The 20950-nt window shown below is 66.8% G+C and carries 22 protein-coding genes and 1 tRNA gene; 14 read left to right on the top strand and 9 right to left on the bottom strand.

Features of this window, described 5'->3' with window-relative positions:
- Positions 1-11: 11 nt before the first annotated feature.
- The 6 genes from ACH2CY_RS24290 to eutB form a co-directional block, all read right to left on the bottom strand.
- Positions 12-1163, bottom strand: coding sequence for a M24 family metallopeptidase (locus ACH2CY_RS24290; protein WP_395022358.1), 1152 nt, complete (start codon positions 1161-1163; stop codon positions 12-14).
- 10 nt (positions 1164-1173) lie between these two features.
- Entirely contained in the window at positions 1174-2667 is a 1494-nt protein-coding gene (locus tag ACH2CY_RS24295) for an NAD-dependent succinate-semialdehyde dehydrogenase (RefSeq protein ID WP_395022359.1), read from the bottom strand.
- A gap of 122 nt (positions 2668-2789) precedes the next feature.
- The gene (locus ACH2CY_RS24300) at positions 2790-3275 is read right to left on the bottom strand and encodes an Lrp/AsnC family transcriptional regulator (RefSeq protein ID WP_395022360.1); all 486 of its coding nucleotides are present in this window, start codon (positions 3273-3275) and stop codon (positions 2790-2792) included.
- The gene (locus ACH2CY_RS24305) at positions 3275-4462 is read right to left on the bottom strand and encodes a M24 family metallopeptidase (protein ID WP_395022362.1); all 1188 of its coding nucleotides are present in this window, start codon (positions 4460-4462) and stop codon (positions 3275-3277) included. The genes ACH2CY_RS24300 and ACH2CY_RS24305 overlap by 1 nt, the downstream gene beginning before the upstream one ends.
- A 14-nt stretch (positions 4463-4476) precedes the next feature.
- A complete protein-coding gene (locus tag ACH2CY_RS24310) occupies positions 4477-5460 on the bottom strand; it encodes a cyclodeaminase (protein WP_395022363.1) in 984 nt (327 codons plus the stop codon).
- A gap of 2 nt (positions 5461-5462) precedes the next feature.
- Complete coding sequence (eutB, locus tag ACH2CY_RS24315; RefSeq protein ID WP_395022365.1) at positions 5463-6488, bottom strand: hydroxyectoine utilization dehydratase EutB; 1026 nt, start codon at positions 6486-6488, stop codon at positions 5463-5465.
- A 207-nt stretch (positions 6489-6695) separates the two neighbouring features.
- Here eutB and ehuB point away from each other — a divergent pair, with 207 nt between their 5' ends.
- The 6 genes from ehuB (at position 6696) to doeB (ending at position 11574) form a co-directional block, all read left to right on the top strand.
- Positions 6696-7574, top strand: a complete 879-nt coding sequence (gene ehuB / locus ACH2CY_RS24320; protein ID WP_395022366.1) for an ectoine/hydroxyectoine ABC transporter substrate-binding protein EhuB — start codon at positions 6696-6698, stop codon at positions 7572-7574.
- 92 nt (positions 7575-7666) lie between these two features.
- Positions 7667-8392: an ectoine/hydroxyectoine ABC transporter permease subunit EhuC gene (gene ehuC, locus ACH2CY_RS24325; protein ID WP_395022368.1), complete on the top strand. Its 726-nt coding sequence runs from the start codon at positions 7667-7669 to the stop codon at positions 8390-8392.
- A 4-nt stretch (positions 8393-8396) separates the two neighbouring features.
- Positions 8397-9071, top strand: coding sequence for an ectoine/hydroxyectoine ABC transporter permease subunit EhuD (gene ehuD, locus ACH2CY_RS24330; protein ID WP_395022369.1), 675 nt, complete (start codon positions 8397-8399; stop codon positions 9069-9071).
- Positions 9068-9856: an ectoine/hydroxyectoine ABC transporter ATP-binding protein EhuA gene (gene ehuA / locus ACH2CY_RS24335; protein WP_395022371.1), complete on the top strand. Its 789-nt coding sequence runs from the start codon at positions 9068-9070 to the stop codon at positions 9854-9856. The genes ehuD and ehuA overlap by 4 nt, the downstream gene beginning before the upstream one ends.
- Positions 9853-10548, top strand: coding sequence for a GntR family transcriptional regulator (locus tag ACH2CY_RS24340; RefSeq protein ID WP_395022373.1), 696 nt, complete (start codon positions 9853-9855; stop codon positions 10546-10548). The genes ehuA and ACH2CY_RS24340 overlap by 4 nt, the downstream gene beginning before the upstream one ends.
- 21 nt (positions 10549-10569) lie before the next feature.
- Positions 10570-11574, top strand: coding sequence for a N(2)-acetyl-L-2,4-diaminobutanoate deacetylase DoeB (doeB, locus tag ACH2CY_RS24345; RefSeq protein ID WP_395022374.1), 1005 nt, complete (start codon positions 10570-10572; stop codon positions 11572-11574).
- Between the two features lie 12 nt (positions 11575-11586).
- On the opposite strand, the gene ACH2CY_RS24350 is transcribed toward doeB, so the two are convergent.
- Positions 11587-12279 carry a GntR family transcriptional regulator gene (locus ACH2CY_RS24350; protein WP_395022375.1) on the bottom strand — a complete coding sequence of 231 codons (693 nt, stop codon included), beginning with the start codon at positions 12277-12279 and terminating at the stop codon, positions 11587-11589.
- 299 nt (positions 12280-12578) lie between these two features.
- Between ACH2CY_RS24350 and ACH2CY_RS24355 the strand changes: the two genes are divergently transcribed.
- Both ACH2CY_RS24355 and ACH2CY_RS24360 read left to right on the top strand, forming a co-directional pair.
- The gene (locus ACH2CY_RS24355; RefSeq protein ID WP_395022376.1) at positions 12579-13472 is read left to right on the top strand and encodes a substrate-binding periplasmic protein; all 894 of its coding nucleotides are present in this window, start codon (positions 12579-12581) and stop codon (positions 13470-13472) included.
- A gap of 89 nt (positions 13473-13561) precedes the next feature.
- On the top strand, positions 13562-14239 hold the full coding sequence (locus ACH2CY_RS24360) for an amino acid ABC transporter permease (protein WP_395022377.1): 678 nt from the start codon (positions 13562-13564) through the stop codon (positions 14237-14239).
- A 25-nt stretch (positions 14240-14264) separates the two neighbouring features.
- Here ACH2CY_RS24360 and ACH2CY_RS24365 read toward each other — a convergent pair whose 3' ends face one another.
- Positions 14265-15644, bottom strand: a complete 1380-nt coding sequence (locus tag ACH2CY_RS24365; RefSeq protein ID WP_395022378.1) for an aspartate aminotransferase family protein — start codon at positions 15642-15644, stop codon at positions 14265-14267.
- Positions 15645-15857: 213 nt separating this feature from the next.
- On the opposite strand from ACH2CY_RS24365, the gene ACH2CY_RS24370 reads away from it, so the two are divergent.
- Genes ACH2CY_RS24370 through ACH2CY_RS24385 form a run of 4 tightly spaced genes read left to right on the top strand, consistent with a single transcriptional unit; the run spans position 15858 to position 19050 of the window.
- Positions 15858-16826 (top strand): 3-keto-5-aminohexanoate cleavage protein, encoded by a 969-nt coding sequence (locus tag ACH2CY_RS24370; RefSeq protein ID WP_395022379.1) that lies wholly within the window; start codon positions 15858-15860, stop codon positions 16824-16826.
- A gap of 2 nt (positions 16827-16828) precedes the next feature.
- On the top strand, positions 16829-17245 hold the full coding sequence (locus ACH2CY_RS24375; RefSeq protein ID WP_395022381.1) for an acyl-CoA thioesterase: 417 nt from the start codon (positions 16829-16831) through the stop codon (positions 17243-17245).
- 1 nt (position 17246) lies between these two features.
- A complete protein-coding gene (locus ACH2CY_RS24380; RefSeq protein WP_395022382.1) occupies positions 17247-18659 on the top strand; it encodes an NAD(P)/FAD-dependent oxidoreductase in 1413 nt (470 codons plus the stop codon).
- Between the two features lie 25 nt (positions 18660-18684).
- Positions 18685-19050 (top strand): hypothetical protein, encoded by a 366-nt coding sequence (locus tag ACH2CY_RS24385; protein ID WP_395022383.1) that lies wholly within the window; start codon positions 18685-18687, stop codon positions 19048-19050.
- A gap of 31 nt (positions 19051-19081) precedes the next feature.
- Here ACH2CY_RS24385 and ACH2CY_RS24390 read toward each other — a convergent pair.
- Positions 19082-19156: transfer RNA gene (locus ACH2CY_RS24390), tRNA-Val, on the bottom strand.
- Between the two features lie 209 nt (positions 19157-19365).
- Between ACH2CY_RS24390 and ACH2CY_RS24395 the strand changes: the two genes are divergently transcribed.
- Together ACH2CY_RS24395 and ACH2CY_RS24400 are read left to right on the top strand one after the other, a co-directional pair.
- On the top strand, positions 19366-20322 hold the full coding sequence (locus ACH2CY_RS24395) for an N-formylglutamate amidohydrolase (protein ID WP_395022384.1): 957 nt from the start codon (positions 19366-19368) through the stop codon (positions 20320-20322).
- Positions 20319-20846, top strand: coding sequence for a GNAT family N-acetyltransferase (locus ACH2CY_RS24400; RefSeq protein WP_395022385.1), 528 nt, complete (start codon positions 20319-20321; stop codon positions 20844-20846). Before ACH2CY_RS24395 ends, ACH2CY_RS24400 begins: the two co-directional genes overlap by 4 nt.
- Positions 20847-20950 lie beyond the last annotated feature (104 nt).

Raw genomic sequence — 20950 nt, forward strand, 5'->3', positions numbered from 1 at the left:
CCTTGAAACTCCTATTTGACGATCGGCCCGGTCGGGGTCCGGGTCAGCACTTCGGCGCCGTCGGGCCCGAGCAGCACGGTGTTGGAGAGGAAATAGTCGCCTTTCCCGGTTCCCATCAACCAGGAAAGAATGTGGAAGGACATGCCGGCGCGGATCGGAAGCTCCGAATCCCGCCGCAAGCCGGTGACCTTGTTGCCGCCGGTCCAGGACGGCGCCTGCCCGATGCCGACGCAATAGCCGCAATGATGGCGGCGATAATGCGCGAGGCCGGCGTCATCGACCACCGCCTGCCACGCCGCGTAGACGTCGCGCGCCTTGGCGCCGGGCTGCAGCGCCTTCAAGACGGCGTCGAAGGCGCACTGGGTCGTTTCCGCCATCTTTGCATCGGCATCGGGGATCGCGCCGATATGGACCAGCCGCCCCAGCGGCGCGTGGTAGCGCGAGCGGCAGCCGGAAAGCTCCAGGAAGACCGGCTCGCCCTTCTTGTAGCGCCCGTCCCCCCAGGTCGTATGTTCCTCTTCCAACCGGCTGCCCGGCCGGATGAAGGGGCCGAAGGCGGGCGGCGAACCGCCGGCGCGGGTCATTGCGGCGATGCAGGTCGCGGCGACCTCGGTTTCCGGCACGCCCTCGCCGATGGCTTCGATCGCCGCTGTCGCGGCTTGGTCCGAGATCGCCGCGGCACGGCGCATCAGAGCTTGTTCTTCGGCGCTCTTCACCAGGCGCTGGTCGTCGAGGATGCCGGAGATGTCGGTCCATTCCGCCTCCACCTGCGCTCGCAGCGCCTGGCCAAGGCCGTGGCTCAGGCCGGCGGTCCAGCATTCCAGGCCGAGCCTCTTCCCGGCGAGGCCGAGGTCGCGCAAGGTCCGCGCCGCCATGTCGGCCGCGGTTTCGCTGTCGCTGTGGCCGCGGAAGACGGCGTTGCGCACCTGCTTGTCGATCGAGACCTTCTCCATGGCACGGGTGACGAGCACCGGTTCCCGGTCGCGGGCAACGATCAGCAGGTGCGGCGCGAAATAGCCCCAATGGTCGAGGCCGGTCAGATAGAAGACATTCTCCGGCGCTGCGACCACCGCACCGTCGAGGTCGTGCGCCGATAATTCCGCACGGAACGCCTGCAGGCGGCGCGCGAGCTCGGCGCCGGAGAAGGGATTGTCGTGCATCATCGCCGGAGCCTCACGCGGCGTCCTGGCAGATGTATTTCACATCCATGAAGGCCTCCATCCCGAGCCGCGCGCCCTCGCGGCCGAGGCCCGACTGCTTCATGCCGCCGAAGGGGATCGGTGCGCCGGTGATCTTGGTGCGGTTGACCGCCACCATGCCGAACTGCAGGGCAGCGGAGAGCCGTGCGATCCGGCCGGGATCGCTGCTGTGCATATAGGCAACCAGGCCGTATTCCGTGGCATTGGCCCGCACACAGGCTTCCGCCTCGTCGTCGAAGGCGGCGAAGCCGGCGATCGGGCCGAAAGTTTCCTCGCGGAAGATCAACGCATCCGCCGGCACGTCGGCGAGGATGGTGGGCTGGAAGTAGAGCGGGCCGGCCGGATGCCGTTTGCCGCCCAGCACCAGGCGTGCACCCTTGGCGAGCGCATCCGCCACCTGCTCCTCCTGCTTCCGGACCGCGGCCTCGTTCATCAGCGGGCCGATATCCGGGTCTTCCAATCCGTGGCCGACCGAGAGCGCCGCCACCCGCGCGGCGAAGCGCGAGACGAAGGCGTCATAGACCGGCCGCTCGATCAGGAAGCGGTTGGCGGCCAGGCAGTCCTGGCCGGAAGTCGCGAACTTGGCCGCAACCGCCGCATCGACCGCGCGGTCGAGATCGGCATCGGCGAAGGCGAGGAAGGGCGCATGGCCGCCAAGCTCCAGCACCAGCGTCTTGATCGTGTCCGCGCTCTGCCGATACAGCAGCCGGCCGATCTCGGTCGAGCCGGTGAAGGAGAGTACGCGGACTGCGGCCGACTCCGTCATCGGCGACACCACTTCCGCGGCCTCGCCGGTCACCACGTTGAAGACGCCGGCCGGCAAGCCCGCGCGCTCGGCCAGCTCGGCGAGCGCCAGGGCGGAGAAGGGCGTGTAATGCGAAGGATGCACCACCGCCGTGCAGCCGGCCGCCAGGGCCGCCGCGGCCTTGCGCGTGATCATGGCGCTCGGAAAGTTCCACGGCGTCACCAGGGCGGCGACACCCATCGGCTGGCGCCGGACGCTCATCGCCGCACGCGGCAGATGCGCGGTCACGGATTCGATGTTGGTGCGCTTGGCTTCCTCGGCATAGAACTCGATGAAGGCGGCGGCGTAGTCGATCTCGCCCCGCGCTTCCGAAAGCGGCTTGCCCTGTTCGAGCGTCATCAGCACAGTGAGATCTTCGCGGTTGGCCAGCATCTGTTCGTGCCAGCTCTTGAGCAGTCGCGCGCGCTCCTGGGGCAGCAGCGCAGCCCAGGCGGGAAAGGCGCGCTCGGCGGCATCGATCGCGCGGCGGCTTTCGTCCGCGCTCAAAGCCGGAATCTGCCCGATCCACTGGCCGCTGCCGGGGTCGGTGACGGGCAGCACGCGGCCGGAGGCGCTGGCGATCCAAGCGCCGTCCAGATAGGCGAATTCCCTGAGCAGGCGGGAATCCCGCAGCCGGTCGAGGCCGGGAGAGCGGCTGCGGCGGATCGTGGCGGCATTCTGCAAGGGCGTCCTCCGGGAAAGCAGCTTCGTCGGAGAAATCTAGTCCGGCCGGACCCGGGCTTTGGTCCAAAGAGCGGCGGCGGTGCAGAAGATTCCTCTCTCCTGCACCGCCGCGGCGGAGAATTTCAGTGGGTCGCCAGGCTCTCCAGCGGCGCCGGGGCGTCTTCCTTGATCGTCTTGGTGACGATGTAGGTGTAGTAGCGCTTGAGCCCGATTCCGGCTTCCAGCATGCGGTCGACCAGCCGCTGGTAGGTGTCGATATCCTTCACCAGCAGCTGGACCAGGTAGTCGATGCCGCCGCCGACCGACCAGCAGCCGGTGATCTCCGGGATCCGCCGGATCTCCGCCTCGAAGCGGGCGAAGTCGGCGGCGCGGTGGCTTTCGAGCTCGGCCTCCATGAAGACCATGGTGAGGCCGAAGCGCTTCAGCGCGATCTTGGCGCGATAGCCTTCGATCAGGCCGATCTTCTCCAGCCGCTTCAGCCGGCTCCAGCAGGGTGTCGGCGAGAGGTTCACCCGTTCCGCAAGCTCGGTCTTGGTGATGCGGCCCTCCTGCTGCAGGATCGCCAGGATCCTGAGGTCGCGCGCATCGAGCTTGAGGTCGGGGCTCATCAGTCGATCACGATCAGCTCGCGCGCGACGTCGCAGAAGCGGGCGCCGCCCTTGGCGGTGATCTCGAAGGATTCCGAGATCGCCACGCCCCAATCCTTCAGCCACAAGCCGGCCTGGATATGGAAGCACATACCGGCCTGCAGCTCGGTGCGATCGCCGGGTCGGAGGCTCACCGTGCGCTCGCCCCAGTCGGGCGGGAATGAAAGGCCGACCGAATAGCCGACGCGGCTTTCCTTGCTGAGGCCGTTGCGGCGGAGCACCGCCTGCCAGGCCGCCTCGACCTGCTCGGCGGTCGAGCCGGGCTTGGCCATGGCGAGGCCGGCATCGACGCCTTCGACCGCGACCTTGGCGACGTCGAGCATTTCCGCCGGCGGCTTGCCGAGATGCATCGTGCGGGTCAGCGGCGCGTGATAGCCGCGGCGCGAGCCGGCGATCTCCAGCATGACCAGCCCGCTCGAGGGCAGCGGCGCGTCCGACCAGGTGAGATGCGGCGTGCTGGTGCCTTCGCCGACCGGCATCAGCGGGCAGATTGCGGTGTAGTCGCCGCCCGCACCCCCCGGCACGCCCATGGTCTGCGCATGGTAGATGTCGGCCACGACGTGATGCTGGGGCACGCCGGGCTTCATCTTGGCGATGCCGGCATTCATCGCTTGGCTGCAGATCTTGCCGGCCTCGCGCATCAATTTGAGCTCGGCCTCGGATTTCACCAGCCGGGCCCAGTTCACCAGGTCGCCGTTGTTGGAGAACTTCGCGTTGGGCAGGCCCTTGGTGAGATGTGCATGGCAGCGCGCGGTGTAGTAATGCGCATCCATCTCGACGCCGATCCGTGCCTTTGACCAGCCGCGCGCATCGATCAGCTGCACCAGCTCGTCATAGGGATGCTCGACCGGGTGATGCACCAGACGCTCGGAGAAGGGTACGATGTTGTGCCCGGGCAGGTCGGTGGTGACATGCGCGCATTTCGCATCCTGGGCGCGGCCGAACCAGATCGGCCATTCCTCCTCGAGATGCACCAGCACGCATTGCGGGACGTAGAACGACCAGCCGGCGAAGCCGGTCAGCCAACCCATGTTGGCGGGATCCTGGCAGATCAGCAGGTCGAAGCCCGCCGCCTGCATGCGCCGCTTGGTGTCGGCGATCCGCCGCGCATATTCGGCCTTTTCGAAAGTCTTCTCGTAGACGGCCATGATGCTTCCTCTCTCTAGGCTTGGATGACGGCGCCGGCACCGGCCTTGCGGGCCGCGGCGAGCGCATGGGTGGCAATCGCGGTGTCCTGGGCGCCGGTCCCGGTAAGGTCGCAGATCGTGATGTCGCCATCGGCGCGCCGCCCGGGCTTGGCAGCGGCGATGATCTCGCCGAGCTCCGGTGGCACCGGCTTGAATCCGGCGGCGCGTGCGCTGCGCAACTCGCCGAGCTTCTCGCTCTGGGACAGGCGGTCGCAGACGAAGAGGTCGGCCTTCGCGACCGCCGCGGGATCGATCTCGTTCTTGCCGGCCTGGTCCGAGCCCATCGCGGTGATGTGCAGGCCGGGATGCAGCCATTCCGCCTTCAGCACCGGTTCGCGCGCGGGCGTCGTGGTGACCACGAGCTGGCTGTCGCGCACCAGGGCGGCCGGATCGTCGGTGGCACTGGCTTCGACGCCGATCGCCGCGGCGATGTCCCTCGCGCAGGCGGTGGCTTTCCCGGCGTCGCGGCCCCAGACCAGGACCTTCTTGAACGGCCGGACCAGGTGCGCGGCGATGATCTGCAGCCGCGCCTGCACGCCGGTGCCGATCACGCCGGCGGTCGTGACTTCGCGCGGCGCCAGATGCTGCGCGGCCACCGCGCCCGCCGCGGCGGTGCGCACGTCAGTGAGGTATCCGTTGTCCAGCAGCAGCGCATCCACAAGGCCGGTCTGCGCCGAGAACAGGATCATCAGCCCGTTGAGGCTCGGCAGGCCGAGCTTCGGGTTGTTGAAGAAGCCGGGGCTGACCTTGATGGCGAACCCGGCGAAGCCCGGGATATAGGCGGTCTTCACATCGACCTCGCCATGCACATCGGGCAGGTCCATGGATAGGATCGGCGGCATCACCACCTTGCCCGAGGCGAGCGCCCGGAAGGCCTGCTCGACCACGTCGACGGCGGTACGGTCAAGATGCACGCAGCCGCGGAGGTCGCGCTCGGTCAGGACGGAGATATCGCGCATGCTTACCGTTGCTCCACTTGGGCTTTCACGATCTGGTCGCCGAGCTTGACCGGCTGTCCGGAAGCCACGGCGAGAAACTGGTCGGGATCGACATTGTTGCCGCTGATGATGAAGGCGGTCGGTCCGTCGAGCTTCAGCTTGCCGGCAAGCAAGGCCGCCGCGCTGACCGCCGCACCGCCCTCGGTCACCAGCCGCTGCTCGCGGAACAGGAACTGCATGCCGCGGTAGATCTCGGCCTCGCTGACCAGGATGGTTTCGTCGACGAGGTCGCGGCAGATCGGAAAGGTGTAGCGGTTCTCCAGGCCGATGCCGCCGCCAAGCGAATCCGCCAGCGATGCGTGCTCGTTCACCGAAACCGGCTTGCCGGCCTTCAGGCTTTCGACCATGGCGGCGCCGTTCTCCATCGTGACGCCGATGATGCGGATTGCCGGCTGCAGCGCCTTGGCGGCGACCGCGATGCCGGAGATCAGGCCGCCGCCGGAGAGCGGCACCACGACCGCGCGGAGGTCCGGCCGGTCTTCGAGCAGCTCGAGCGCGATCGTACCCTGGCCGGCGATGACGTCCGGGTGATCGAACGGTGGGATGTCGGTCAGGCCCTGTTCCTTGACCAGGCGGTCGATCTCCATCTGAGCCTGGTCCTGACTGACGCCGATCCGCCGCACCTCGGCGCCGAGCGCCTCGATCGCGCGCACCTTGGTCGCCGGCACCAGTGCCGAGAGCGCCACCACCGCGCGCACGCCGAGGCGCGCCGCGGCCGCGGCGACCGCTCGGCCGTGATTGCCGGTCGAACAGCAGCCGACACCGCGGCGGCGCTGGTCGTCGGAGAGCCGCTGGACGGCGTTGGTGGCGCCGCGGAGCTTGAACGCCCCGGTCGATTGCAGGCTCTCGAGCTTCAGCAGGATCTCCTGGCCGGCCTTGGCCGCGAGCGCGGCCGAGGGCACCAGCGGCGTGCGCAGGACCGCGCTGGCGATCGCCGCCCGGGCTTCCCGGATCGTCGCGAGCGTCGGCAGGATTTCAGGCCGGTTCATGGCTCAATGTACACATCATGTAAAATGCCGCCCGACCATCGAGAGGATTTATCTTATTTTCGGCAATACTATCCCGCCTGTTGCGGTATGGGAAGATAAGTTGTATACAACATGCCAAGAAGAAGATTTCGGGAGCGGTGGGCTGGCGGGGCCCTCCCGGCGTTGCAACAGCAGAAGCATCCGACCAGGCAACAGAGGAGGTCAGGCATGGACAACAATAGGAAGGTGACGCGGCGCGGCTTGTTGCTGACCGCGGCGGGACTGGGCGCGACGGCCGGCATCATCGGCGGCTTGCCGCGCTTCGCTTTCGCGGACACTGCCCTGGAGCGCGCCAAGGCGGACGGATTCATCCGCGTCGGTTTCGCCAACGAGGCGCCGTTCGGCTTTGCGACGCCGGATGGAAAATTGACCGGCGAGGCGCCGGAAGTCGCCAAGGCGGTGCTCGCCAAGATGGGAATCCCCCAGGTCGATGGCGTGCTGACTGAGTTCGGCTCGCTGATCCCGGGCCTGAAGGCCAAGCGCTTCGACATCATCGCCGCCGGCATGTTCATCAACCCGAAGCGCTGCGGCGAGATCAACTTCTCGGAACCCTCCTACGGCATCGGCCAGGCTATGCTGGTGAAGCAGGGCAACCCGAAAGGCATCAAGGACTATTCCTCGATCGCCGGCGACAAGTCGCTGAAGCTCGCGGTCATGGCCGGCGCGGTCGAAGTCGGCTATGCCAAGGACTCCAAGGTCGGCGAAGACCAGCTCGTCGTGCTGCCGGACCAGTCGAGCCTCTTGGCCGCGGTGCAGTCCGGACGGGCCGACGCCGCCTCGCTGACCGCGCTCTCCATCGCCGACATGGCGAAGAAGGGCGAGGGCGTCGAATCCACCACGCCGTTCGGCGAGGTCGCCGGCAAGTCGGTGAAGGGCCATGGCGGCTTCGGCTTCCGCAAGGAAGACAAGGACCTCTACGAGGCGTTCAACACCGAGCTCAAGAAGTTCATCGGCTCGCCCGAGCATATCGCCCTGGTGACGCCGCTCGGCTTCGGCAAGGACTACCTGCCAAACAAGAGCATGGAGCAGCTCTGCAAGGGCGAATAGTTTCCGACCTGCAACTTGGTGACGGGGCGGGCCGGGTCCCTCCTGCGGCCCGCCCCGATTTCTCCGGCGTTCACGACTGAAGTGCGCCTGCGATGGGAATAACCTCGCTCGCCGTCCTGCTGATCGCGGCTCTGGTCGCCATCGGCGCGATGGCGGCCCATGCCGAATACACGATCTTCCTGCCGGGCCTGCTGGCGGGCGCCTGGCTGACCGTCGAGATCACCGTGGTCGGCTGCGTTTTGGCCGTGCTGCTGGCGATCCTCGCCGCGCTCGGCAAGCTCTACGGCCCGGCGCCGGTCCGCTGGCTATCCACGGTCTATGTCGAGTTCTTCCGCGGCACCTCGGCGCTGGTGCAGCTGTTCTGGCTGTTCTTCGTGCTCCCCGATTTCGGCATCTCGATGGAGGCCTTCACCGTCGCGGTGCTCGGCCTCGGCCTCAACGTCGGGGCCTATGGCGCCGAGGTGGTGCGGGGTGCCATCCAGGGCGTCACCCGCGGCCAGTGGGAGGCCACCACCGCGCTCAACATGACCCGCGCCCAGGCGTTGCGCCGCATCATCCTGCCCCAGGCCTTGGTGGCGATGATCCCGCCCTGGGGCAATCTCTTCATCGAGCTCCTGAAGTCGACCGCCCTGGTCTCGCTGATCACCCTCAGCGACCTCACCTTCCGGGCCAAGACCATCAACGACACGACGATGAAGACCATCCCGATCTTCACCCTGGCGCTGCTCATGTACCTGGTGATGTCGCTCAGCATCACGATCGGCATGCGCCTCCTCGAGCGACGCGCCGGCCGCGGCCTGGCGCGGGGACGGGGGTAGCGCGATGGACGAAACCACGCCGATCTGGAACTGGGCCTACACGCTCGAGATCCTGCCGGTTCTGGCCAAGGCGACCCTGGTCACCATCGAGGCGACCATCATCAGCTTCGTGATCGCGGCGGTTCTCGGCCTCGTCCTGGCGATCCTGCGGATGAGCGGCGCCGTGGTCGGCTGGCTGGCCTCGGCCTTCGTCGAGCTGGTGCGCTCGACGCCGCTGCTGATCCAGATCTTCTTCATCTTCTTCGTGCTGCCGCGCTTCGGTATCACCCTCGACGCCTTCACCGCCGGCATCATCGCCTTGAGCCTGCATTACGGTTGCTATTGCTCGGAGGTCTACCGCGCCGGATTGGAAGCGGTGCCGCGTGGCCAATGGGAGGCCTGCATCGCCCTCAACCTCTCGAGCTGGAATACCTTCAAGAACATCATCCTGCCGCAGGCGATCCCGCCGATCGTGCCGGCCCTCGGCAACTATCTCGTGGCTTTGTTCAAGGACACGCCTTTGCTGTCGGCGATCGCGGTGCTGGAGCTGGTGCAGACCGCGAAGATTCTCGGCTCCGAGAACTTCCGCTACACCGAGCCGATGACCATCGTCGGCGCGATCTTCCTGGTCCTCAGCCTGGTTTCCTCGGCCGGCATCCGCTGGCTGGAGCGTCGCCTCAACCGCAGGAGCGTGCGATGAGTCCCACCGCGAAGGAACCGATGGTGCGCTTCGACGGCGTCACCAAGCGCTACGGCGCGCTGACCGTGCTCGACAACTTGAACCTCGAGATCGGCCGCGGCGAGAAGGTGGCGATCATCGGCCCCTCGGGGTCGGGCAAGACCACCGTGCTCCGCATGTTGATGACGCTCGAGCGAATCGACGGCGGCGTCATCTGGGTCGACGGCGAGCCGCTCACCCATGTGCAGCGGGGCGGCGGCATGGCGCCGGCCGACCCGAAGCACCTGCGCCGGGTGCGCGCGAAGATCGGCATGGTGTTCCAGCACTTCAATCTTTTCCCGCATATGAACGCGCTCGCCAATTGCATGGAGGCGCCGGTCACCGTGCTCGGCATTCCGAAGCGCGAGGCGGAAGAGCGCGCCGCCGGCCTGCTGGATATGGTAGGCTTGGCCGACAAGAAGGGGCACTATCCGTCGCAGCTTTCCGGCGGCCAGCAGCAGCGGGTGGCGATCGCCCGGGCGCTGGCGATGCGGCCGAAGGTGATGCTGTTCGACGAGGTGACCTCGGCGCTGGATCCGGAGCTCTGCGGCGAGGTGCTGCAGGTGATCCGCAAATTAGGGAGCGAGCACGACCTGACCATGCTGATGGTGACGCACCAGATGGGTTTCGCGAAGGAGTTCGCCGACCGGGTCTGCTTCTTCTATCAGGGCAAGATCTGCGAGCAGGGCGAACCGCAGCAGCTCTTCACCGTCCCCTCGAACGACCGTACCAGGCAGTTCCTGCGGGCGGTCCTGGATTCGGTATGAGCCCCTTGGACGACAGCACGGAACGGCCGCTCAGCATGTCGCGCGAGCGGTTCGAGCGGATCTACAAGGCGATCCGCGACCGCATCTGCCTGCTCGAATACCAGCCCGGCGAGCGCCTGGGCGAGGAGGAGCTGGCGCGCGAGTTCGAAGTCTCGCGCACGCCGATCCGCCGCGTGCTGTCGCGGCTGGAAGGCGAAGGCCTGCTGGAGAGCCGGCACGGCGTCGGCACCTTCGTCACCGACGTCGATATCGATGCGCTGTCGCAGGTGTTCCAGCTGCGCATGGAGCTTGCCGTGCTGATCGGCAAGCTCGACCCGATCCCGCGCAGCGCGGCCGATCTTGCGCGCGTGCGCGAAATCCTCGCGCGCTGCGACGAGCATACCAAGGCGCCGGACGCCAAGGTCTATGCCCGGATCAACATGGACTTCTTCCAGGAGCTGGGCGCGATGATCGGCAATGCGCCCTTGAAGGAGATTTCCGAGCGGCTCTATTACCTGACCACGCGGATCTGGCTGAAATCGGTGCCGCACCTCAACCTCAGGGACGAGATCATCGTCTTCCGGCGCGAGGTCGCGGACGTGCTGGCGGCGATGGAGGCCGGCGACCTCGAAGCGGTCGGCCATATCCGCCGCAGCCACATCTCCATGAGCGTCAAGCGCATGAAGCACTATCCCGACGGCAAATCCCACTGAGCATTCCGGAGTAGCAGAGAAGTGTCCGAACAGGAGACGCGCGCCAATCCCATCGCCGCCACCGTCGATTTCGAGCGCGACGGCCTGCAGCACGGCTTCCTGCGGCTGCCCTACAGCCGCGACGATTCCGCCTGGGGCGCGGTGATGATCCCGGTCACCGTCGCGAAGAACGGGAAAGGGCCGACCGTGCTGCTGACCGGCGCCAACCACGGCGACGAATACGAAGGCCCGGTCGCGCTCATGGACCTCGCCGCCTCGATCGACGCTGCCTCGCTCACCGGCCGGGTGATCATCCTGCCGGCGATGAACTTCCCGGCCTTTCGCGCCGCGACGCGCACCTCGCCGATCGACCAGGGCAATCTGAACCGCAGCTTCCCGGGCAAGCCCGATGGCACGGTCACGCAGAAGATCGCCGACTATTTCCAACGCACCTTGCTGCCCTTGGCCGACGTGGTGCTGGACATCCATTCCGGCGGCAAGACCCTGGAATTCGTGCCGTTCTGCTGCGCCCACCGCCTGCCGGACCCGGCGCAGGAACAGGCCTGCGTCGCGGCGATGCAGGCCTTCAACGCGCCCTATTCGATGATGCTGCTGGAGATCGACAGCGTCGGCATGTACGACACCGCGGCGGAAGCGATGGGCAAGGTCTTCATCTCGACCGAGCTCGGCGGCGGCGGTTCGACCAGCGCGCGCACCGTCGGCGTCGCCAAGCGCGGCGTGCGCAATCTCCTGGTCCATGCCGGGGTCATGCAGGGCGAGCTCGCACGCAAGTCATCCGTGATGCTCGACATGCCGGACGGCGATTGCTTCAGCTTCAGCGAGCAGGACGGCTTGATCGAGCCCTGCGTCGATCTCGGCGAAGCGGTCGGGAAGGGCGATCTCATCGCCCGGATCTGGCCTGCCGACCGCACCGGGGTGAAGCCGGTCGAGGTCCGCGCCAGGATGTCCGGCCTTGCCGCCGGCCGTCACTTCCCCGGCCTGGTGAAGACCGGCGACTGCATCTCGGTGCTGGCCGTCGCGGCCTAGCGGCTGACCGGATCAGGCCTGGCGCAACGATTCCAGGATGGTCTGCGCTGCTTCGCTGATATCGGCTTCGATGGCGGCGCGTGCCTTGTTGCCGTCGCGCTTCCCCAGGGCCTTCAGCATCGCCTCGTGATGACCGAGAAAGTCCGACTGGCCGAAGTCGGTGGTCACGTGGTGGAGAAACGGGCCGATCTGCAGCCAGAGCGTCTCCACGATCGACATCGCCTGCGGCATGCGCGCCGCGAGATAGAGCTGGAAGTGGAATTCCTGGTTCAGCGCCAGGTATTTCTTCGAGCCTTGCCGCAGCTTGGCGATCATCTCCTCGTTCAGGCGCGACATCCGTTTGAGCTCGTCCGGCGTGATGTGCTTGGCCGCGGTCTCCGCCATCAGGCCCTCGAGCGCCAGCCGGATGCGCACGATCTCGTCGAACTTCTCCGCCGTCATCACCGGCAGCGACACCGAGCGGTTGGGCAGCAGCTCCAGCGCCCGTTCCGCGACCAGCCGGCGCAAAGCCTCGCGCACCGGCATGACACTGGTGCCGAGCGCCTTGGCGAGCGCGCGGATCGTCATCGGCTCGCCGGGCGCGATCGCCCCGCCCATGATCGCCTTCTTCACTTCCTCATAGGCGCGTTCGTGCAGGGTCTCGCGCTCGAGCTTGGCGAGGCCGAAAGCGGGGCGCTGCTGAGTCTGGGCTGCTGCTAGTGCCATGATCGTCGGCTGGGCCGTGAAAGCTGGTGAACTGATACCGCCCGGACTCGGCTGGAAGCCAGCCCGAATCGCGCGCGGAAGGGTCGCCGCCCGATCCTACACGACGACCAATGCCGGGTCTCGTCGGCTTGACAGTGACGGTATAAGTTTCTTAGCATTACAACAGCCGTGATCACAAGTCACAAGTAGAAGGGCGCCGCGATGCGCCGGCGCGGCTGGGGCAAGTGGCGCGCATCGAATGCTTTCGAGCGCAATAAGCAGCCGCCGCGTGGGGCGGCGGTAGAAACAGGGAGCAGACCATGTTGAAGACGGTTTCGCGTCGTACGTTACTCCGCACGAGCATCGGCCTGAGCGCGACGATCGCCCTGGGCGCCCTGGCGCCCAGGCTCGTCATGGCCGACACGCTGGACGACATCAAGAAGGCCGGCACCATCAAGGTCGGGGTCGGCGTCATGGGGCTGAAGCCCTGGGTCTGGCAGAACGAGGACGGCAGCTACGGCGGCATGGAATATGAGATGCTGCAGAAGATGCTGCCGCATCTCGGCATCTCGAAGTTCGAATACGTTCCGGTCGAATGGGACGCGCTCATTCCCGGCCTCAAGGCCAAGCGCTTCGACATCATCTTCTCCGGCATGACGGTGACCGAGGAGCGCCGCCAGGGCTCCGGCATCGAGTTCTCGCGCCCCTACTATTTCGAGAGCGATCGCATCGCCGTGCTGGAAGACTCGCCCTATCAGAAGCCCGAGGACCTCAAGGGCAAGATCATCGGCACCACCGTCGGCACGGTCGAGGAGATGCAGGCCAACAAGCTGGTCTCCATGGGCTGGGGCGGCTCGGTGAAGTCCTTCGACGATTTCGCGGCGCCGTTCATGGCGCTGCAGAACAAGCAGGTCGATGCGGTGGTCGCCGACTTCACCAGCCTCGGCGAGCAGAAGAAGGTGACCCCGAACATCCGGGCGATCGGCGAGCCGATGGCGCTGGAGCCGAAGCCGGAATGGAAAGAGAAGCAGGCGGCCGCCGGCTACAAGTTCGGCGGCGCCGGCGTCGGCGTCCGCAAGGAAGACCCCGCCCTGCTGGCCGCGATCAACGCCGCCTGGGACAAGATGGACGAGGCCGGCGAGCGCCAGAAGATCCTGGAAAGCTACGGCCTCTGGGACGAATCCCTCTCCCGCAAGTCGATGATGGGCAGCTGACCTTCGTGTAGTCTGTCGCGTGGCCCGCCGACCCCGGTCGGCGGGCCTTTTCTTTCGGCGAGCGGGATTGAGCCGACGAGGGGGCCTGGATGTGGGAGTTCTTCACCGAGTTCGTGCCGCGCTACCTGCCGCGCCTGCTGAAGGGCGTGCCGGTCACGCTCGAGCTCACCTTCTGCAGCATGGCGGTCAGCATCGCGATCGGCATCTGTTGCGCGATCGTGACCCAGACCAAGAGCCGCTTCGCCAAGTGGTTCGTGCGGGTCTATGTCGAGATCTGCCGCGACGTGCCGCTGATCGTGATCCTGCTGTTCGTCTATTTCTCGCTGCCGCGCTATGGCATCAGCCTGCCGGAGTTCTGGGCCGCCGTCGTCGGCCTCTCGGTGGTGATCGGCGCCTACCTGACCGAGGTGTTCCGCGCCGCCATCCAGGCGATCGATCCCGGCCAGTACCAGGCCGGCATGGCGCTCGGCATGAGCCGCTTCGCGGTCTACTGGAAGGTGATCCTGCCCCAAGCCATGGCGATCGCCATCCCCACCGTCGGCGGCTATTTCATCTCGGTGCTGAAGGACTGCGCGCTGGTCTCCTTCATCGGCGTGGAGGAGCTGCTGCGCCAGGGCAAATACGTGATCAGCGAGACCTTCCGCAGCGAGGAAACCTATTTCCTGATCGGGATGATCTACTTCGCCCTGAGCTTCACGGCGGCGCGCGCCGTGCGGCATGTCGAGAACTGGCTGCGGCCGGCCTATCTCCGGAAGAAGGCGAGCTGATCAGTCCATCACCTGGCGGATCCCATCACTTGGCGGATCCCACCACTTGGCGGATCAGAGTGCCGCGGTTGACCAGGAACTCGTCCAGGGCGTCAATCAGGAGATCGACGTCGGCCGCGCTGCTGACCAGCGAGAGGTTGCCGAGGATCCGGCGCGTCACATAGAGGCCGCGCGCGAACATGTCGAGCTGGTAGAGCTTCTTCAGCGCGGCGATGTCGCGCTCGCGGCCCTTCTCGCCTTCATCCAGGTCCTGGATGTTGCGGATCGGCCCGGCGTGGAAATGGATGGCGAAGATCGAGCCGGTCCCGGTGGTCTGCACCGGCAGCCCGTGCTTCTTGGCCAGCGCGTTGGCGCGGTCGCGGAGCGAATCGCCGAGGCCGTTCATGCGCTCGAGGGCCGCGGGGGTGAGCACCTTGGTGAAGCCGGCCAGGCCCCCGGCCATGGCCAGCACATTGTTGTTGAAGGTGCCGCCATGCGGGAAGGCGTCGGGCCGGCTGGGGTCGAAGCGGTCCATGATGTCGCCGCGGCCGCCGAAGGCGCCGATCGTCATCCCTCCGCCGACATATTTGCCGAGCGTGGTGAGGTCCGGCGTGATGCCGTGCTTGCCCTGCAGGCCGCCGGTGCCCAGGCGCGAGGTCATCACCTCGTCGAACACCAGCAGCACGCCATGCTTGCTGCAGGCCTCGCGCAGGGCCTTGAGGAACTCCGGCGTGCCGCAGATCGCACCCGCGCCGCCCTGCATCGGCTCCAGGATCACCGCCGCCAGGGTCGAGGCGTGTTTCGCGATGTCGGAGACCGCGCGCTCGACGTCGTTGTAGACGGATTCGATCGTCGGGATCGGCGCGTTGAGGGGCGAGGGGCCGTGGCTGAAATAGAGCAGGCTGCCGTGATAGGCGCCGCCGAAGATCAGCACGTTGGGCTTGCCGGTGACCGCCCGCGCGGCACCGAGTGCCAGCAGGTTCGCCTCAGTGCCGGAATTGCAGAAGCGCAGCCGCGCCATCGACGGGAAGCGGGCGAGGATCGCCGCGGCGAGCTCATGCTCGTAGATGTTCGGCGCGCCGAGGGTGATGCCGTCGTCGATCGCCTGCTTCAGCGCCGCCTGGATCACCGGCTCGGTATGGCCGAAGACGCCGGCGGTATGCTCGTTGATGAAGTCCACATAGCTGTGGCCGTCCACGTCGATGACCTTGGAGCCCTGGGCGGAACGGATCGCAAGCGGGAAGGGGCCGTAATGCAGGGTGGTCCGGGTATTGCCGCCCGGCATGGTCGCCCGCGCGGCCTGGTTCAGCTTGGCACTGCCCGGGTTGGCGGCGACATAGCGCTGCTCCGCCTCGGCGACCGCCGATTCCAGATGCTGGTTGGTCTGGCGCCCAGTCTTTGCGGTATCGGCACGCACGCTGCTCATGGTCTTTGCTTCCCTTCGTCTTCGCGGCGGGCGGGATCATACCCGAAGCCCGGCGCGGCTCGCGGGTTTCTTGGCCAGGATCCCGGCCAACCGCCTGATATCTTGTGATCACAGATCATGTGATGCTAATATTGGCGCAAGGACAGTGTCAAGAATGCCGCCCCCAGCGGGTCGGCCAGTGGCACGGGATTTCAACAGGGGAGAGCACGGGGCATGAGCACGGCAACGGCTGACGCGAAACCGAAGGGCAAATCCGGCCGCAAGGTCATCATCACCTGTGCCGTCACCGGCTCGGTGCACACGCCGACCATGTCGCCCTATCTCCCGATCACCCCGGACCAGATCGCCGCGGATTCGATCGCCGCCGCCGAGGCCGGCGCCGCGGTCATCCACCTGCACGCCCGCAACCCGGAGGACGGCAGCCCGACGCCGGACCCGAAGGTCTTCATGCAGTTCCTGCCGCGCATCAAGCAGAACTGCGACGCGGTCATCAACATCACCACCGGCGGCTCGCTCGGCATGAGCATGGAGGACCGGTTGGCGGCGCCGCTGCGTGCCAAGCCGGAGCTCTGCTCGCTCAACATGGGATCGATGAATTTCGGCATCTTCCACGTGACCGACAAGATCACCGAATGGAAGTATCCCTGGGAAAAGGCCTATGTGGAGCGGACCAAGGAGAACGTGGTCAGCAACAGCTTCGCCCAGATCGAGCGCTTCGTGAAGGAGCTGGGCGACGGCTGCGGCACCCGCTTCGAATGCGAGTGCTACGACATCGGCCATCTCTACACCCTGGCGCATTTCGTCGACCGCAAGCTGCTGACGCCGCCGCTCTTCGTGCAGACCATCTTCGGCGTGCTCGGCGGCATCGGCCCGCATCCGGAAGACCTGATGCATATGCGGCGCACAGCCGATCGCCTGTTCGGCAGCGATTACCAGTGGTCGATCCTCGCCGCCGGCCGGCACCAGATCAATCTTGCCACCATCGGCGCCACCATGGGCGGCAATGTCCGGGTCGGCATGGAGGACAGCATCTATCTCGGTCCCGGCCAGCTCGCCAAGAGCAATGCCGAGCAGGTGACCAAGATCCGCGGCATCCTGGAGAATCTCTCGCTGCAGATCGCGACCCCGGCCGAGGCCCGCGCGATGCTGCAGCTCAAGGGCGGCGACCAGGTCGGGTTCTAGCGATGGCGGCGGTCGAGACCTATCGCGGGGTCGCCTATCCCTGGAACTGCGATTCCATGGGGCATATGAACACGCAGTTCTATGCCGCGCTCTACGACGGCGCCGCGTTTCATTTACTGTCGATGCTCGCCCCCTACAACGAGCTGAAGGAAAAGGGCCTCGGCTGGGCCGATGTGAAGCAGGTCATCGAATACAAGCACGAGGTTCGCGCCGGCGCGCTGCTGGTGGTGCGCACGACGCTGAAGCGGCTCGGCAACAAATCCACCGAATACCTGCATGAACTCTGCAACGCCGAGACCGGCGAACTCCACGGCACCAGCCTGCAGACCACGGTCCTGTTCGATCTCAATGCGCGCGCCGCGGCGCCGCTGACCGACGAGATCCGCCGGCGCGGCCGCGCGCTCGGCCTGGAGGCCTGACATGGGCGAGACCCGGATCGCCGGTCGCGGCCCTTGGCTGCGCGAAGCCATCCAGCCCGGCGAGCAGGACGAGGCGGCGCTCGAAGGCGCGCAGCGCGCCGATGTCTGCATCGTCGGCGGCGGCATGGCGGGGATGTGGACCGCGCTGGAGCTGAAGCAGCGCAAGCCGGAACTCGACATCGCCATCGTCGAGGCCGACATCCTCGGCGGCGGCGCCAGCGGCCGCAATTCCGGCATGGTGCTCTCGCAATGGGCCAAGTTCGCCGCCTTGCAGGCCTTCTGCGGCACCGCGGATGCGATCCGGCTGGGCCATGTGTTCGGCAATTCCGCGTCCGAGCTTGACGCCTTCTTCCGCACCGAAGGCATCGACATCGAGTTCCGCCGCGACGGCTGGATCTGGGGTGCGACCTGTCGTCGGCACGTGGGTTCCTGGCGCGGCATCCTCGCCGCACTCGCGCAACACGGGCTCACGCCGTTCCGCGAAGTGACCGCCGCCGAGATCACCGCGATGACCGGCTCGAAGTCCTTCCTCGCCGGCATCCACGACCCGACCGCCGCCACCATCCATCCCGGCAAGCTGGCGCGCGGCCTGCGCAAGGTGGTGCTGAAGCGCGGCATCCGCGTCTATGAGAATTCCGCGATGGCCCGGCTGGAGCGCGGCCGGCCCGCGGTCGTGCACACGGCAAAAGGTTCGATCGCCGCCGAGCGCGTCGTGCTCACCATGAACGCCTGGTCGACCTCGATCCCGGAGCTCCGCGCGGCGATCCTGGTCATCGCCAGCGAGGACGCGGTCACCGAGCCCATCCCCGATCTCCTGGAGAAGCTCGGCTACAAGGAGAAGCCGCTGATGGGCGACTCCCAGCTCTTCGTCACCGGCTTCCGCACCACCCGCGATCACCGCTTCAATCCCGGCGTCACCGGCGGTGTCATCGGCTTCGGCGGCTTGAACGGCGGGCGCTGGGAAGGCCGCAGCCCCCGCGAGGACGTGATCCGCGCCTGCGTCGAGCGCGGCTATCCAGAGCTCGCCAAGGTGCCTTTCGCCGACAGCTGGTTCGGCCCGATCGACCGCACCCGGAGCGGCCTGCCGCTGTTCGGCGCGCTGCCCGGCCATCCGCATATCTTCTACGGCTACGGCTTCTCCGGGAACGGCGTCGCGACCACGCCGATCGCCGGTCGGATCCTCGCCTCGCTGGCGCTGGATCTGAAGGACGAATGGTCGGGCTGCGGCTTGGTGCGGCCGGCCGAGCGCTGGCTGCCGCCGGAGCCGATCCGCTACATCGGCGCGCACATGGTCCGCGCCGCGATCGCGCGGAAGGACCGGCTCGATCATCTCGACCGCACGCCCGGCCCGATCGTGCGCGCGCTCGCGGGCCTGGCGCCCGGCGGCATCACCACGTCACGCGTCAGCAAATAGAGCAACCACCCAGCAGGAGGGCGACATGCCGAATGCCATTCACTTCAAGCGCAACGAATTGCCGTTCATCCCCTGCAAGGCGCCGGGCGGCGAGACCACGATCGCACGGGTGATCAACGGCAAGATCTCGCAGCACATGGGCGGCGGCCTGGAGATCGCCGAGAACATCAAGGTCCACTGGACCACGCTCTACGACGAGATCCTGTTCATCCACGAAGGCAGCATGATCATCCGCACCGGCCAGGGCGAGATGGAATGCCATGTCGGCGACATCGTCTGGCTGCCGGAGGGCTGCACGTTGGACTACGACATCACCGGCCGCCGCTGCGCCTATTTCTACGCGCTCTATCCCTTCGACTGGGCCAAGCGCAACGGGATGGAAGAGCCGTGAGGCTTTGGAAGCTCGATGCTGAGGGAAGCGATGGTGGGCGGTACTGGGATTGAACCAGTGACCCCTACGATGTCAACGTAGTGCTCTCCCGCTGAGCTAACCGCCCGATATCACAGCGCTTTTTAAAAGCGCGGCCCAGGGCGCGGGGCCGCTGGGCTGGGTGCCGGTTGGGCCGGCGGCACGCGAGATACCACCCCCTCCGGCGCTTTGCAAGCACCGGAAATCAACCGCTTTATTGGTTCTGGTAAGCCTCGGGGCAAACCATTGGCATCCAGGCGCTGACAGCCCGCCCGGAATTCACTAAATCTAATGGCTATGAGCAACGGCACGGCCCTGCCCAAAACCCAAGATGCCCCGGAAGCCGCCGCCCCGGGTATGGAAGCCGAAAGCCCGGCGGCGCCCGATGCCGCCGGCCAGGCAGCCTATGAGATCAGCCGCCCGACGCGGCAGAGCACGCCTTTGGTGCTGGCCTCGCCGCACAGCGGCGACCGCTATCCGGCGGAATTCCTCAAGATGTCCAAGCTCGACCGCGCCACCTTGCGCTTGAGCGAGGACTGCTATGTCGATGAGCTGATCGCCGCCGGGCCGAGCCACGGCGCACCGGTCCTCAAGGCTTTGTTCCCGCGGGTCTATGTCGATGCCAACCGCGAGGCCTTCGAGCTCGATCCCGTGATGTTCGAAGACCGGCTGCCGGAGGCCGCGATCACCGATTCGCCGCGGGTCGCCGCCGGGCTCGGCAGCATCCCGCGCCTCGCCGCCAACGATCGCGAGATTTATGGCCGCAAGCTGCCCTTCGCGGAAGCCGAGCAGCGGATCGCGCGCTATTACCGGCCCTATCACCAGGCGCTCTCGGCCCTGATGCAGGAAACGCGCGAGCGCTTCGGCGGCTGCCTCTTGATCGACTGCCACTCGATGCCCTCGGTCGGCGGGCAGGGTGAGCGCGACCTCGGCCGATCGCGGGTGGATTTCGTGCTCGGCGATTGCTTCGGCGCCTCCTGCGCCGATGCGGTCACCGCCGCGGCCGAGACGCATCTCCGCAAGGAAGGCGCCAACGTCCGCCGCAACAATCCCTATTCCGGCGGCTATGTGACCCAGCATTACGGGCGGCCGACCGAAGGCATCCATGTGCTGCAGATTGAGATCAACCGCTCGATCTACATGGACGAGCAGACCCTCGAGCGTCTCCCGCAGTTCCAGGAGACCAAGGCGCGGCTGGAGCGCCTGATCGCCATGCTGGCCCGTGAGGCGCCGGCCTTGATCCGCCGGCGTTGAGCGTCACGCTTCGCCCCGCCGCCGCCGAAGATCTCGCGACCTTGCGCGAGATCTATGCCGGCCATGTCCTCAACGGCGCCGCCAGCTTCGAGGAAGTGCCGCCCGATCTCGCCGAGTTCGAGCGACGCTGGCGCAGCATTGCCGAGCTCGGCCTGCCCTATCTGGTCGCCTGCGAAGCGGAGCGGGTGCTGGGCTATGCCTATGCCGGGCCCTATCGGCCGCGCAGTGCCTATCGCTTCAGCGTCGAGGATTCGGTCTATCTCGATCCGGCTGCGACCGGGCGCGGCATTGGCCGGCAGTTGCTGGCCGCGATCATCGACGGTGCCACCGCCGCGGGGAAACGGCAGATGCTGGCGGTGATCGGCGACAGCGCCAACCGCGCCTCGATCGCGCTGCATGCCGGCCTCGGCTTCACCGCGGTCGGGACCTTCCGCGCGGTCGGTTTCAAGTTCGGGCGCTGGGTCGATACCGTGCTGATGCAGCGCGCGCTGGGCGAGGGCGATGCCTCGCTGCCTGGCCAATAGGCGCGCAACCCAGCCGCCGCAACCCAGGCGCCATTGTATCGTTTTAAAAAAAAGGGCCGTGCGTCTGGCACGGCCCAAGTTCTGGGAGGAAACGCCCATGAGGG

It is taken from the genome of Dongia sp., from assembly GCF_041905885.1.
Classification (GTDB): domain Bacteria; phylum Pseudomonadota; class Alphaproteobacteria; order Dongiales; family Dongiaceae; genus Dongia.

What these genes read in the sequence shown, in the direction of transcription:
- ACH2CY_RS24290 (WP_395022358.1), bottom strand. Translation starts at nt 1,163, where the DNA reads ATGATGCACGACAATCCCTTCTCCGGCGCCGAGCTCGCGCGCCGCCTG.
- ACH2CY_RS24300 (WP_395022360.1), bottom strand. Translation starts at nt 3,275, where the DNA reads ATGAGCCCCGACCTCAAGCTCGATGCGCGCGACCTCAGGATCCTGGCG.
- ACH2CY_RS24305 (WP_395022362.1), bottom strand. Translation starts at nt 4,462, where the DNA reads ATGGCCGTCTACGAGAAGACTTTCGAAAAGGCCGAATATGCGCGGCGG.
- ACH2CY_RS24310 (WP_395022363.1), bottom strand. Translation starts at nt 5,460, where the DNA reads ATGCGCGATATCTCCGTCCTGACCGAGCGCGACCTCCGCGGCTGCGTG.
- eutB (WP_395022365.1), bottom strand. Translation starts at nt 6,488, where the DNA reads ATGAACCGGCCTGAAATCCTGCCGACGCTCGCGACGATCCGGGAAGCC.
- ehuB (WP_395022366.1), top strand. Translation starts at nt 6,696, where the DNA reads ATGGACAACAATAGGAAGGTGACGCGGCGCGGCTTGTTGCTGACCGCG.
- ehuC (WP_395022368.1), top strand. Translation starts at nt 7,667, where the DNA reads ATGGGAATAACCTCGCTCGCCGTCCTGCTGATCGCGGCTCTGGTCGCC.
- ehuD (WP_395022369.1), top strand. Translation starts at nt 8,397, where the DNA reads ATGGACGAAACCACGCCGATCTGGAACTGGGCCTACACGCTCGAGATC.
- ehuA (WP_395022371.1), top strand. Translation starts at nt 9,068, where the DNA reads ATGAGTCCCACCGCGAAGGAACCGATGGTGCGCTTCGACGGCGTCACC.
- ACH2CY_RS24340 (WP_395022373.1), top strand. Translation starts at nt 9,853, where the DNA reads ATGAGCCCCTTGGACGACAGCACGGAACGGCCGCTCAGCATGTCGCGC.
- ACH2CY_RS24350 (WP_395022375.1), bottom strand. Translation starts at nt 12,279, where the DNA reads ATGGCACTAGCAGCAGCCCAGACTCAGCAGCGCCCCGCTTTCGGCCTC.
- ACH2CY_RS24355 (WP_395022376.1), top strand. Translation starts at nt 12,579, where the DNA reads ATGTTGAAGACGGTTTCGCGTCGTACGTTACTCCGCACGAGCATCGGC.
- ACH2CY_RS24360 (WP_395022377.1), top strand. Translation starts at nt 13,562, where the DNA reads ATGTGGGAGTTCTTCACCGAGTTCGTGCCGCGCTACCTGCCGCGCCTG.
- ACH2CY_RS24365 (WP_395022378.1), bottom strand. Translation starts at nt 15,644, where the DNA reads ATGAGCAGCGTGCGTGCCGATACCGCAAAGACTGGGCGCCAGACCAAC.
- ACH2CY_RS24370 (WP_395022379.1), top strand. Translation starts at nt 15,858, where the DNA reads ATGAGCACGGCAACGGCTGACGCGAAACCGAAGGGCAAATCCGGCCGC.
- ACH2CY_RS24375 (WP_395022381.1), top strand. Translation starts at nt 16,829, where the DNA reads ATGGCGGCGGTCGAGACCTATCGCGGGGTCGCCTATCCCTGGAACTGC.
- ACH2CY_RS24380 (WP_395022382.1), top strand. Translation starts at nt 17,247, where the DNA reads ATGGGCGAGACCCGGATCGCCGGTCGCGGCCCTTGGCTGCGCGAAGCC.
- ACH2CY_RS24385 (WP_395022383.1), top strand. Translation starts at nt 18,685, where the DNA reads ATGCCGAATGCCATTCACTTCAAGCGCAACGAATTGCCGTTCATCCCC.
- ACH2CY_RS24395 (WP_395022384.1), top strand. Translation starts at nt 19,366, where the DNA reads ATGAGCAACGGCACGGCCCTGCCCAAAACCCAAGATGCCCCGGAAGCC.